This window comes from Kitasatospora indigofera, from assembly GCF_014655955.1.
Classification (GTDB): domain Bacteria; phylum Actinomycetota; class Actinomycetes; order Streptomycetales; family Streptomycetaceae; genus Kitasatospora; species Kitasatospora indigofera.
In genome coordinates, this window is sequence record NZ_BNBO01000014.1 from 41,069 (window position 1) to 52,460 (window position 11,392).

The 11,392-nt window shown below is 75.0% G+C and carries 12 protein-coding genes; 6 read left to right on the forward strand and 6 right to left on the reverse strand.

Annotated features, from left to right (window positions below; all coding sequences use genetic code 11):
* Window positions 1–74: 74 nt before the first annotated feature.
* Both IE329_RS14990 and IE329_RS14995 read right to left on the reverse strand, forming a co-directional pair.
* Window positions 75–1,052 carry a YidC/Oxa1 family membrane protein insertase gene (locus IE329_RS14990; protein ID WP_190211365.1) on the reverse strand — a complete coding sequence of 326 codons (978 nt, stop codon included), beginning with the start codon at window positions 1,050–1,052 and terminating at the stop codon, window positions 75–77.
* A gap of 75 nt (window positions 1,053–1,127) precedes the next feature.
* Complete coding sequence (locus tag IE329_RS14995) at window positions 1,128–1,421, reverse strand: DUF6412 domain-containing protein (protein ID WP_073923084.1); 294 nt, start codon at window positions 1,419–1,421, stop codon at window positions 1,128–1,130.
* A gap of 159 nt (window positions 1,422–1,580) precedes the next feature.
* On the opposite strand from IE329_RS14995, the gene IE329_RS15000 reads away from it, so the two are divergent.
* Window positions 1,581–1,862: a type II toxin-antitoxin system Phd/YefM family antitoxin gene (locus IE329_RS15000; protein ID WP_190211366.1), complete on the forward strand. Its 282-nt coding sequence runs from the start codon at window positions 1,581–1,583 to the stop codon at window positions 1,860–1,862.
* Window positions 1,855–2,277: a type II toxin-antitoxin system VapC family toxin gene (locus tag IE329_RS15005; RefSeq protein ID WP_373311190.1), complete on the forward strand. Its 423-nt coding sequence runs from the start codon at window positions 1,855–1,857 to the stop codon at window positions 2,275–2,277. Before IE329_RS15000 ends, IE329_RS15005 begins: the two co-directional genes overlap by 8 nt.
* Window positions 2,278–2,318: 41 nt before the next feature.
* Here the strand turns inward: IE329_RS15005 and IE329_RS15010 are convergent, their stop codons facing one another.
* Together IE329_RS15010 and IE329_RS15015 are read right to left on the reverse strand one after the other, a co-directional pair.
* Complete coding sequence (locus IE329_RS15010; RefSeq protein ID WP_190211367.1) at window positions 2,319–3,392, reverse strand: Gfo/Idh/MocA family oxidoreductase; 1,074 nt, start codon at window positions 3,390–3,392, stop codon at window positions 2,319–2,321.
* Between the two features lie 63 nt (window positions 3,393–3,455).
* Window positions 3,456–4,535: a lytic polysaccharide monooxygenase auxiliary activity family 9 protein gene (locus tag IE329_RS15015; protein WP_190211368.1), complete on the reverse strand. Its 1,080-nt coding sequence runs from the start codon at window positions 4,533–4,535 to the stop codon at window positions 3,456–3,458.
* A gap of 329 nt (window positions 4,536–4,864) precedes the next feature.
* On the opposite strand from IE329_RS15015, the gene IE329_RS15020 reads away from it, so the two are divergent.
* The 4 genes from IE329_RS15020 to IE329_RS15035 all read left to right on the forward strand — a co-directional run bounded on the left by IE329_RS15020 (window position 4,865) and on the right by IE329_RS15035 (window position 8,976).
* Window positions 4,865–5,644 carry an HAD-IIA family hydrolase gene (locus tag IE329_RS15020; protein WP_073923088.1) on the forward strand — a complete coding sequence of 260 codons (780 nt, stop codon included), beginning with the start codon at window positions 4,865–4,867 and terminating at the stop codon, window positions 5,642–5,644.
* Window positions 5,645–5,742: 98 nt separating this feature from the next.
* Window positions 5,743–6,981, forward strand: a complete 1,239-nt coding sequence (locus IE329_RS15025) for a low temperature requirement protein A (protein ID WP_190211369.1) — start codon at window positions 5,743–5,745, stop codon at window positions 6,979–6,981.
* A 144-nt stretch (window positions 6,982–7,125) separates the two neighbouring features.
* Window positions 7,126–7,839, forward strand: a complete 714-nt coding sequence (locus IE329_RS15030; protein WP_229927449.1) for a uracil-DNA glycosylase — start codon at window positions 7,126–7,128, stop codon at window positions 7,837–7,839.
* A 102-nt stretch (window positions 7,840–7,941) separates the two neighbouring features.
* Complete coding sequence (locus tag IE329_RS15035; protein WP_190211370.1) at window positions 7,942–8,976, forward strand: glycoside hydrolase family 6 protein; 1,035 nt, start codon at window positions 7,942–7,944, stop codon at window positions 8,974–8,976.
* 61 nt (window positions 8,977–9,037) lie between these two features.
* Here the strand turns inward: IE329_RS15035 and IE329_RS15040 are convergent, their stop codons facing one another.
* A complete protein-coding gene (locus IE329_RS15040; protein ID WP_190211371.1) occupies window positions 9,038–10,315 on the reverse strand; it encodes a polysaccharide deacetylase family protein in 1,278 nt (425 codons plus the stop codon).
* A gap of 434 nt (window positions 10,316–10,749) precedes the next feature.
* On the reverse strand, window positions 10,750–11,349 hold the full coding sequence (locus IE329_RS15045; protein WP_190211372.1) for a DedA family protein: 600 nt from the start codon (window positions 11,347–11,349) through the stop codon (window positions 10,750–10,752).
* Window positions 11,350–11,392 lie beyond the last annotated feature (43 nt).

An 11,392-nucleotide genomic window follows, 5' to 3' on the forward strand; every position in this document is an offset into this window, starting at 1 on the left:
TCCTTGGGCCCCGGCCGGTACGTCCCGGCCGGCCCCGGTGGGCCCGCCCCCCACGGGGCGCCCCCACCGCCGGGTCAGCCGGACTCGGCGGCCCCGGCCGCCTTGCCGACGCTGCCCTTCCTGACGTTGCCGGAGGAGGGCTTCGCGGCCCGCGGTGCCTTCCTGGCCCCCGGAACCTTTGCGGCGGCCGCCGAGCCGGTCCGGCCCGCCCGGGCGGGCGCGGCGGGCTTGGCGCCCTGTACCGCCTCGGCGCCCTGCACCGCCTTCGTCCCCTGCGCCGGCTGCGCGGCCCGCACCGGCTCGGCGAGCTTCACGGTCCGCCCGGGCCCGGCGTCCGGCCCCGCGTCCGGTCCGGCCGGCAGCGCGGGCGCCGGCGTGCCGCGGTGCAGCCAGGCGCGCTCGGCGGAGCTCCAGGCGGTGGTGGTGACCAGGTAGAGCCCGGCCGCCAGCGGGACGAGCGCCGCGAACAGCACCGTGCCGAAGGACAGGTACGGGAGCAGCGCGGCCCCCGGGGCCGGTGCGGCGCCCGCGGCGGTGCCGGAGCCGGGCAGCCCGGTGCGCCGGGCCCGGCGGAAGTTGGCGTAGCCGACGGCCGCCAGCGCCGCGTACAGGGCGCCGAAGACCGCCAGCTGCGCCGGGCCGTGCGCACCGCTCACGTGCATGCCGAGCGGGACGCCGAGGACGGTGTGGTCCAGCAGGTCGTTGGGCGTGGTGAAGAGCCGGTACATCACCGAGAAGAACGGAATCTGCACCAGCATCGGCAGGCACCCGGCGAACGGTGACGCCTTCTCCTTCCGGTACAGCTCGGCCAGCGCCTCCTTGAGCTTCTCGGGCTTGCCCTTGTGCTTGCGGTTGAGCTCCGCCACCTGCGGGGCGAGCCTGCTGCGGGCCTTCTCGCCGCGGGCGGCGGCCCGGGCCAGCGGGTGCAGGGCGAGCCGCACGCAGACGGTGAACAGGATGATCGCGGCGGCGGTCGGCAGGACGTGCGCGAGCGCGGACACGGCGGTGTGGGCCAGGCCCACCGCCGGGTCGAGGATCGACAGGACGGACATGGTGAAGAGAGCCCTCCGGGGTCTCGGGATGCGAGAGGTCGGCGGAGGACGGCCGCGCGGGGTGCGGTGGGGTGGTTACGCGGCCGCCGGGGCCGCGCCCGGTGCCCTGGGCCGTCGGCGGCCGCGGGCGTCCGGATCCCGTTGCGGGAGGAAGGCGGTGCGCAGCGCGTGGCGCCGCAGGGTCCCGTCGCGGACGGCGGCCGGGGCCCGTGCCCCGAGCAGCCGGCCGGTGGCGAGGGTGCCGGCGACGACGCCGGAGAGCAGCACCAGGGCGGCGGCGGCCGCGACGGCGGTCAGGCCGGACGAGCTGGTGAGCAGTTCGCCGGTGAGGACCCGCAGGAGTCCGAGCAGGGCGGCGAGCAGGGTCATCGTCGTCCTCCTCCTGGTGCGGGCCCGGCCGGTGGGCGGGGGTGCGGGCGCGGGGCCGCGCGTGCTGTCGTCGAAGACGATGGTACGGGTGCGCGGCCGGTTCGTACGAGCCGTTGCGGGACTGTAGCCATCGGTGCTACGCGGGGCTACCGTGGAGGGATGAAGACGATTACCCAGCGCGAGTTCCGCAACAACTCCGCCGCGGTGATGGACGCGGTGGAGGCGGGCGAGACGTTCCACATCACCCGCAACGGCGTCGAGGTCGCCGAACTGCGCCCGGTCTCCGGCCGTCGGCGGCTCAGCGCGGAGGAGCTGGTGGCCCGGCACGGCCGGCTGCCCAGGGTCGACTACCAGCAGATGCGCAAGGAGGCCGAGGAGGTCTTCGGCTCCGAGGACCTGCTCGGCGAGGACGACGACCCGTTCGAGCGTCGCCGTGGCTGAACGCCGCCGAGTGGCCCGGCGCCGTTCCGCCGGGGTGCTGGACACCTGTGTCTACATCGATCTGGCGCTGCTCGACCCGGCGGACCTGCCGGCCGTCCCGGAGCTGACCGCGATCACCTTCGCGGAGTTGCAGCAGGGCGTCGCGATGGCCCGCGACCCGCTCAGCCGGGCCGCCCGGCTGGAGGTGCTGGGGGCCGCGACGGCCGACTTCGACCCGTTGCCCTTCGACGCCGCCGCGGCCGCCCGGTACGGCACCCTGGTGGCGCTGACCATCGCGGCGGGGCGCCAGCCGCGCCCGCGCCGGATCGACCTGATGATCGCCGCCGTGGCCTCGGCGAACGGCCTGCCGCTGTACACCCGCAACATCGCCGACTTCCGGGGGCTGGGTGCGGCGGTCGAGGTGATCGCGGTCTGACCCGGCCGGGGGCCCGAGGGCGTGCCAGGGCCGGACACGGCCTAGCGGGGCAGTCTCACCACGGTGCCGGTGGCGGCGGCGGCGCGGGCCGCCTCCAGCACGGTCAGCGTGGTGACCGCGTCCCGGGGGTCGACCGGCGGCGGCGCCGTGCCGGCCAGGGCGGCGGCGATGCCCGCGTAGTAGGCGGGGTAGTCGCCGGGGAGGGTGGGGAGCGGCGCGGCCTTCTCGTTGCTGCCGAAGGCGCCGTAGTGGGCCTCGTCGTCGGCGCCCCACGGGCGGGTGCCGTCGGGCCGGTGACCGGCCTTCAGCTCGTCCTCCTGCGGGTCCATGCCGAACTTGACGTACCCGGCGCTGTCGCCGAGCACCCGCAGGCGCGGGCCGGCCAGCGCGGTGATGGCGCTGGTCCACAGGTGGGAGCGGACGCCGCCGTCGTGGGTGAGGGCGAGGAAGGAGTCGTCGTCGACCACGGCGCCGTCCCGGCGGGTGTCGATCTCGGCGTACACGCTCTCGACCGGCCCGAACAGGCTGATCGCCTGGTCGACCAGGTGACTGCCGAGGTCGTAGAGGGTGCCGCCGGCCTCGGCCGGGTCGGCCAGTTCGCGCCAGCCGGCCTTGGGCTTGGGCCGGAACCGCTCGAAGCGGGACTCGAAGCGGTGCACGCGTCCCAGGGCGCCGGTCTCCACCAGGTGCCGGGCGGTCAGGAAGTCGCCGTCCCAGCGGCGGTTCTGGAAGACCGAGAGCAGCACGCCGCGGCTCTCGGCGAATTCGCAGAGGTCCAGGGCGGCGGCCGCGGTGGCGGCCAGCGGCTTGTCGACCACGGTGGCCAGCCCGGCCGTGAGGGCGGCCCGGGCCAGCGGGACGTGGGTGCGGTTGGGGGAGGCGATCACGACGAGGTCGAAGGCGTCCGGGTCGGCGAAGAGGTCCTCGGGGGTGTCGAGGGCCCGGGCGTCGGGGTGTTCCGCGCGGAGCTTCTCGCGGCGTTCCGGGTTGGCGGTGACCACGGCCTCCAGCCGTAGCCCGGGGGTGGTGGCGATCAGCGGCGCGTGGAAGGCGGAGCCGGCCAGGCCGTAACCGACCAGGCCGACGCGGAACGGGGGGCGGGGCGCGGTGCTCATGGCTCCCACTCAATCACCGCGCCCGCCGCCCGTCGCTCCGCCACCACGGCCGCGACGGCGTTTTCAGCGCGCGTGGGCGCCGGGGGTGCGGCGGCCGCGGCGCAGCACGAAGACGGTGGCGCCGGCGAGCAGGAAGGCGGATCCGATCGAGGCGAGGATGCCGAGCGAGCGGTCGGAGCCGGTCTGGGCGAGCTTCTCGGCGTCGGCGACGGTGGTGCCGTCCGCGGCGACGGGCGCGGTGCCGGGGGTGGTCGCGGCGCCGGCGGGCGGTGCGGCGGCGGGGGCCGTCGCGGGGGCCGTGCCGGTGCTGCCGGTCACGGCGGCCGGTACCGCGGTGGCGCCGCCCGGGGCGGCGGGTGCGGGTGCGGTCGGGGTGCCGGCGGTGGTGCCGCCGGTGCCCGGGGCGGTCGGGGCAGGGGTGGCCGGGGTGCTCGGGGTGGCCGGGTGGGAGTGGCCGGCCCCGGCGCCGGCCGGCGGGACGGGCGTGCTGCCGGGGCTGCTGCCGCTGCCGTCGAAGACCACGTCGGAGCAGGAGTAGAAGGCCTCGGGGCTGTCCGAGCGCTGCCAGATCGCGTAGACCAGCTGGCGGCCGGTCCGCCCGGCGGGGATCTTGGCGGGCAGTACGTAGGAGCCGTCGGCGAGCTGCGGGTCGGTGACCGTCGCGAAGGGCTGCGCGTCGAGGTTCGACCAGGCCAGTGGCTTGGCGGGGTCGTAGCTGCTGTTGGTGAGGAACAGCTGGAAGGTGCCCCTGTGCGGGGCGGTGGCCCGGAACCTGAAGGTGAAGTCGCTGCCCGGGGTGAGGTTGGTGGCGGGCCAGTCGGCGCGTGCCAGGTCCATGCCCTTGTACATCTCGTTGCCGGCGCTGCAGAGCTTGCCGTCGGGGATCAGGCCCCGGTGCTGCCCCGCCGCGTCGCCGATCCGCAGGCTCATCCAGTCGTAGAGCGCCGCCGTGCCGCCGGCCGCGACGGCGGCCTTGCAGGCGGCCGACTTCGGGTTCTCGGCGCCCTCCAGGTAGCAGCCCTCGACCCGGCTGAGCGGGTTCTGCATGGAGCCGTGGGCGACGGCCTCCGGGGCTGCGGCGGTGCCGGCCAGCGCGCAGCAGGCGAGGGTGAGGAGAACGGTGGTCAGGCGGCGCTTGAGCATGGGCGGGGGACTCCTTCCGAGGAGCTGGGTCCGAGGGTTCGGTGCCCCACGCTAGCCCCGCCGGACGGCCGCGCTGAGGGGTGATCAGTGCGGTTAGGGGCGGCTTAAGGAGCCGTTGAGGGGGCCGCGCGGGCGGGGGCCCACGTCCGGTGGGCGGGCAGTGCTGCCGTCGGGCAGGTGTGCGGATTAGGCTGTGCCCCGTTGGGGCAGCCAGCAGTACCCCCGGTCGCCCGGTGTTCCCTGCGGGAGTCCGGGTGGGCGGGGCGCGCACCGGAGACGTTGCGCAGCTCGTTTCGTACGACCATCGCAAGACTTCGGGAGACACGCACGTGGCAGACCGCAAGCCCATCGAGTCCTGGCTGACCGACATGGACGGTGTCCTCATCCACGAGGGCACGCCGATCCCCGGCGCGGAGGAGTTCCTCCGCCGGCTGCAGGAGTCCGGCAAGCCGTTCCTGGTCCTCACCAACAACTCCATCTACACGCCGCGTGACCTCAGCGCCCGTCTGGCCGGCATGGGCCTGAACGTGCCGGAGGAGCGGATCTGGACGTCCGCGCTCGCCACCGCGAAGTTCCTCAAGGGTCAGCGCCCGGGCGGCACCGCGTACGTCATCGGCGAGGCCGGCCTCACCACCGCGCTCTACCAGGCCGGTTACGTGCTGACCGACAACAACCCGGACTACGTGGTGCTGGGCGAGACCCGCACCTACAGCTTCGAGGCCCTCACCAAGGCGATCCGCCTGATCAACGCCGGTGCCCGGTTCATCTGCACCAACCCGGACGAGACCGGCCCCTCCACCGAGGGCGTGCTGCCGGCCACCGGCTCGGTCGCGGCGCTGATCACCAAGGCGACCGGCGTCGACCCGTACTTCGTCGGCAAGCCCAACCCGCTGATGATGCGCGAGGCGCTGAACAGCGCCGGCGCCCACTCGGAGACCGCCGTGATGATCGGCGACCGGATGGACACCGACATCGTCGCCGGCATGGAGGCCGGCATGGAGACCATCCTGGTGCTGACCGGCCTCACCGCCGCGGCCGACGTGGAGCGCTTCCCGTACCGGCCGACCCGGGTGGTCAAGTCCATCGCCGACCTGATCGAGATGATCTAGGGCCGGACGGGCCCTGGCGGCCGACGCCCGAACGGGCCCCGCTCCACGGCTGCCGGCCGCGGGGCGGGGCCCGCCGTTCCTTGAGGGGGGAAGGGATCATGAGTCTTCCGGAGGCAGGACCGCGACCGGCCCAGGCGGCCGAAACGCCGGAGCCGGCCGGGCCGGCCGGCGAGGAGCAGCAGGCCGGCGGGGAGCCCGCCGGCGGTGCGGAGAAGCGGGTCACCTGGGCGGAGCTCTACTTCGACCTGGTGTTCGTCTTCGCGATCACCCAGGTCTCCGCGCTGCTGCACCACCACCACGACTGGGCGGGCGTCGCCCGGGCGCTGGTGGTCTTCGTCCCGGTGTACTGGTGCTGGGTCGGCACCACCGTGCAGGCCAACATCCGGGACGTGGACAACGTCCGCGACCGGATCGGCATCTTCGCCGTCGGCCTGGCCGGGCTGTTCATGGCGCTGGCGCTGCCGGGCGCGTACGGCCGCCGGGGGCTGCTCCTCGGCGGGGCGTACTGGGCGGCGCGGCTGGTGCTGCTCGGGATGCTGGCCCGGATGCCCGGCGTGCTGCGCGGCCCGTACGGGATCGGCGCGCTGGTGAGCGGCCCGCTGCTGCTCGCGGGCGGGCTGCTGGACGGCGGACCGCGACTGCTGCTCTGGTCGCTGGCGGCGCTCTGCGACCTGTCCGCGCCGGTGCTGCTGCGCCGCCGGCCGGCCCGGGTGGCGTACCACCCGGCCCACATGCCGGAGCGGTTCGGCCTGTTCCTGCTGGTCGCGCTCGGCGAGTCGATCGTCGGCACCGGTGCGGCGGCCGCCGGGGCGGCCCTGGACGCGGCCGAACTGCTCGCGGTGGCCGCGGCGTTCACCATCTCCTGCGGCCTGTGGTGGCAGTACTTCGTCTACGCGGCGGACGCGATGCGGCACGCCGTCACGGTCGCCGAGTCCCGCCGGGACGTCATCCGGCGGGTCTTCCAGTACGGGCACCTGAGCCTGCTCGCCGGGGTGATCGCGGTCGCGGTCGGGTTCGGCGAGACGGTCGCCCACCCGGGGCAGGCGCTCGGCGGCGGCGCCGCCGGACTGCTCTACGGGGGCTGCGGCCTGTACCTGCTGAGCTTCGGCTACACCCGCTGGATGATGTTCCGGAAGGTGTCCGGCACCCGGATCGCCGCCGCCGGCCTGGTGTTCGTCCTGGTGCCGCTGGTGATGCGGCTGCCCGCGCTCGCCGCGCTGCTGGCGCTGGCCGCCCTGCTGGTCGCGCTGAACGTGGTCGAGCACCTGCGGGTGCGGCGGGCGGCCGCGGCGGCTGAGCGCGCGGAGCCGGCCCGCGCGGTGCCCGGGCCGCGCTGAGGGGGGCCCGGGCCCGCCGAGGCGGGAGTTGTCGGTGCGGCTGTGTAGCGTTCGGGGTGGAAGAAGGACGTACCGGGCAGCGCGCGGTACGCCTAGGTCGGGGTGGCGCGGCCGTGTGCCGCCGCCTGGTGGGAGGTTGAAGTCGTGACGGACACTGTCGAGGCCGGCGTGGGTGCGGGGTTGGAACTGCCGGAGTCCTGGCGCGGGGTGCTGGCCGACGAGGCCGGCAAGCCGTACTTCGCCGAACTGGCGGCCTTCGTGGCGGCCCAGCGGGCCGAGCACCAGGTCTTCCCGCCGGCCGGCCAGGAGTTCTCGGCGCTGGACGCGACGCCGTACGACAAGGTCCGGGTGCTCGTCCTCGGGCAGGACCCGTACCACGACGACAACCAGGCGCACGGCATGAGCTTCTCCGTCCTGCCGGGTGTGAAGACCCCGCCGTCGCTACGCAACATCTTCAAGGAGCTGGACGCCGACCTCGGCGTCCCGGCCCCCGACAACGGGTACCTGATGAGCTGGGCGGAGCAGGGCGTGCTGCTGCTCAACGCGGTGCTCACGGTCCGCGCGCACGAGCCCAACTCGCACAAGGCCAAGGGCTGGGAGAAGTTCACCGACGCCGTGATCAAGGCGGTCAGCGACCGCGAGGAGCCGGTCGTCTTCGTGCTCTGGGGCAACTACGCGAAGAAGAAGCTGCCGCTGATCGACACCTCGCGGCACGTGGTGGTGCAGGGGGCGCACCCCTCGCCGCTGTCCGCGAAGCTGTTCTTCGGCAGCCGTCCGTTCTCGCAGATCAACGAGGCGCTGGAGGGCTTCGGCGTCGACCCGATCGACTGGCGGGTGCCGGACGTCAAGGCCGGCTGAGCGCCGCCGCCGGGGGTGGCGGCCGGCGTGCCCGTCACCCCCGCGGCCCCGTCCCGTCCCCGTGGCAGACTTGATCCGACACGGGGACGGGGAGGGGCTCTTTTGCTGCACGCCGGATGGCGCGGCCCGCCGCGCGCGCCCGTCGTGGCCGCGCTCGCGCTGGCCGCCGCCCTGGCGGCCTGCGAGGCGGCGCCGCCGTCCGGAGCGCCCGCCGCGCCGCCCCCGGCGGCCACCGGCACGCCCGGCGCCGGAAGCCCGAACGGGCCGGACGGCCAGGGCTTCTACGTCTCCGACCGGACGGCCGCGGCCCGCCGGCTCCCCGAGCTCCGGGCGCAGGGCCGCACGGCGGAGGCCGAGGCGGTCGCCCGGCTGGCCGACGCGCCGTCCGCGCACTGGCTGGTCGGCGGGGACGACCGGACGGCCGTGGAGGAGCTGAGCCGCGCGGCCACCGCCGCGGGCCGCACCGCCCTGTTCGTCGCCTACGACATCCCGCAGCGCGACTGCGGCAGCTTCGCGGCCGGCGGCGCCCCCGACGCGGCCTCCTACCGTGCCTGGGTGGACGCGCTCTCGGCCGGCCTGGCCGACCGCCGGGCCTGGGTGGTGCTGGAGCCGGACGCCGTCCCGCACGCCCTGGACGGGTGCGGCCCGAAGGGCGTCGACGCCGCGGAGCGGTACGCGCTGCTGGCCTACGCGGTGGCGGAGCTGAAGCGGCACCCGCGGGTGCGGGTGTACCTGGACGCGGGCAACGCGGGCTGGGCGCAGGACCGCACCGCGCTGGTGGACGCGCTGAACCGGTCCGGGATCGGGCAGGCGGACGGCTTCGCCGTCAACGTCGCCAATTTCTACAGCACCGAGCAGAGCGCCGCGTACGGCGCCGGGCTGTCCGCCGCGCTCGGCGGGAAGCACTTCGTCATCGACACCAGCCGCAACGGCAACGGCCCGCTGGGCAGCGGCGCCTGGTGCAACCCGCCGGGGCGGGCGGTCGGCGAGACACCCACCGAGCGGACCGGCCGGCCGGGCGTGGACGCCTACCTCTGGGTGAAGATCCCGGGGGAGTCGGACGGTGACTGCGGGCGCGGCGAGCCCGGGGCGGGCCAGTTCTGGCTCGACTACGCCGTGGGCCTGGCCACCCGGTAGCGGACCGGCGGCGGTCCGGCGCCCCGGCGCCCGGGCCGGCGCAGCCTGCCGCAGCCCTGCCTCAGCCGGCCGCGCCGAGGAAGCTCTCCCAGCCGCCGGCCGGTGCCTGGCCCACGTTCAGCGACCGCAGCTTGCGCAGGGTGGACTGGTCCTGCGCCTCCAGCCAGTCGACCAGCTGCCGGAAGGACACCAGCCGCACCTCGGGCTTGCCCGCGACGGCCTTCAGGGTCTCCTCCACGGCGTCCATGTAGATGCCGCCGTTCCACTGCTCGAAGTGGTTCCCGATGAACAGCGGCGCCCGGTTGCCGTTGTACGCCCGGTCGAACCCGGCGAGGTAGCAGTCCCGGGCCTGGGCCCGCCACTCCGGGTACTTGGCCGGGTCGCCCTTGGTGCTCCCGGCGGACTGGTTGGCGAGGATGTTGTAGTCCATCGACAGCACCTGGAAGCTGTGCCCTGGGAACGGCAGGCCCTGCAGCGGGAAGTCCCAGATCTTGCCGTCCTGCACCTTCTGCGGCCAGACCTGGAGGCCGCCGGACGAGCTGGCGTCGTACTTCCAGCCCAGCGCGGCGGCGGTCGGCAGCAGGCCCTTCTGCCCCTCCAGGCAGGGGGTGCGGCCGCCGACCAGCTCCTTGCGGTAGTCGAAGGGCAGCGGGTCGACATCGGTGAAGCCGGTGTTGGTCCGCCACTGGGTGACGAAGGAGACGGCCTGGTCGATCTCGCTCTTCCAGTCCTCCGGGGTCCACTTGTTGACGCCGTTGCCGTCCGGCCGGGTCGAGCAGAAGTGCCCGTTGAAGTGGGTGCCGATCTCGTGCCCGGCCAGCCAGGCCTGGCTGATCAGCTTGATGGTGCTCTTCACCGCGCCCTCGGACAGGTACGGGATGTCCGAGGCGCCGACCGAGTGCTTCGGCGGGTGGTAGAGGTCCGACTTGCCCTTGGGCAGGGTGTAGATGCCGGACAGGAAGAAGGTCATCGCCGCCTTGTGCTCCTCGGCGAGCTTGAGGAAGCGGGGGAACTGGCCGTCGTCGGTGCCGCCCGCGCCGTCCCAGGAGAACACCACGAACTGCGGCGGGCGCTCGCCCGGCTTGAGCTTCTCGGCCTTCGGCTGGTTCGGCTGGGCGCCGGTGTCGGCGGTGGAGCCGTCCCCGATCGGCGTGCCCTTCACCGGGCCGCCGCCCGGGGTGCCCGGCTTGCCGCCGCCGGCCGTCGTGGCGCCCCCGGAACCCGTGCCCGGCCCGGCGTCCGACCCCGGCCCGGATCCGCCGGAGCAGGCCGTGACCGCCCCGAGCGCCGCCGTGGCGACGGTCGCGCTCAGCATGGTCCTGCGCGAGATGCCGGTCATGGTCTCCCCTGCTGCCAGATGCCCGGCATGGCACGGCGAAGCCCAGGAAAACGTCCTGCGGGCGGCCCCCTCGGACGGGTCTGCGGGGGCGTCGGCAGGACAGCTGGCTGCACCGGTCATATAGGACATTAATGAGTATTCCGCCATCAGCATGTCATGCGGAGATGGGGCCGACCAAGGCTTCGGTCCGCCGTTACCCATCACGCGGGCGGCGGTCGGGAGGCTGCGGGGGGAGACGTTCTGTTGCCGTCCTGTGACGGAGCCGCCGGACCGTCAGGCGGGCGCGGTGGCGGCGCGGACGGCGGGGCCGCGGCCCCCGGGCGGGGGCGGCGCGGGCAGGCCGGTCGCGGGCGGGGCGGGCAGGCCGGACGCGGGCGGGGCGGGGCGGGTCGGCCGGTCGCGGGCGGGGCCGGTCGCGGGCCGGGCGGCGCCGGTCAGACGGTCGCGAGCCGGCGGTTGCGGCGCACCACGCGGGCGACGGCCGCGCTGATGGTGGTCGCGGCGGCGCAGGAGACGGCCAGGCTCAGCCAGGCGGTGTCGAACCAGTGGCTGTTCAGCCAGCCCAGGGTCACGATGTAGGCGGCCCAGATCAGCGCGGCCAGCGCCGACCAGCGGAGGAACTTGCGCGGGTGCGAGGGCGAGTGGCCCATCGCGAGGTCCAGCACCGTCCGCCCGGCGGGCACGAAGCGGGCGACCACCACGATGGCGGCGGCCGCGCCGGTGGTCCGTCCGTCCAGCGCCTCCTGCACCCGGGCGACGCTGGCGGCCAGCTGCGGCCGGTGCTCCAGCCGCCGCCGTACCGACGGCGCGCCGCGCCGGGCCAGGCTGAGCAGCAGGATGTCGCCCAGGAAGGACGCCATCGCCACCCCGGCGGCCAGCATCAGGGGAGCCCCGTCGATCCGGGCGGTGTTCAGCACGGCCAGGATGACCAGCGTCCCGCTGGGGATGAGGGGGAGGAAGGCGTCACCGAGTACCGCGAACAGTGCCACGGCGCAGATCCACGACGATCCGACCAGTGTGGTGATGATGTCCAAGGCACTACTCCCTCCAGACCGGCCCGGGGGAGCAGGTGGTTGC

Excerpts from the sequence above, each read along its gene's own strand:
- IE329_RS14990 (WP_190211365.1), bottom strand. The coding sequence starts at position 1,052 with ATGTCCGTCCTGTCGATCCTCGACCCGGCGGTGGGCCTGGCCCACACC.
- IE329_RS14995 (WP_073923084.1), bottom strand. The coding sequence starts at position 1,421 with ATGACCCTGCTCGCCGCCCTGCTCGGACTCCTGCGGGTCCTCACCGGC.
- IE329_RS15000 (WP_190211366.1), top strand. The coding sequence starts at position 1,581 with ATGAAGACGATTACCCAGCGCGAGTTCCGCAACAACTCCGCCGCGGTG.
- IE329_RS15010 (WP_190211367.1), bottom strand. The coding sequence starts at position 3,392 with ATGAGCACCGCGCCCCGCCCCCCGTTCCGCGTCGGCCTGGTCGGTTAC.
- IE329_RS15015 (WP_190211368.1), bottom strand. The coding sequence starts at position 4,535 with ATGCTCAAGCGCCGCCTGACCACCGTTCTCCTCACCCTCGCCTGCTGC.
- IE329_RS15025 (WP_190211369.1), top strand. The coding sequence starts at position 5,743 with ATGAGTCTTCCGGAGGCAGGACCGCGACCGGCCCAGGCGGCCGAAACG.
- IE329_RS15040 (WP_190211371.1), bottom strand. The coding sequence starts at position 10,315 with ATGACCGGCATCTCGCGCAGGACCATGCTGAGCGCGACCGTCGCCACG.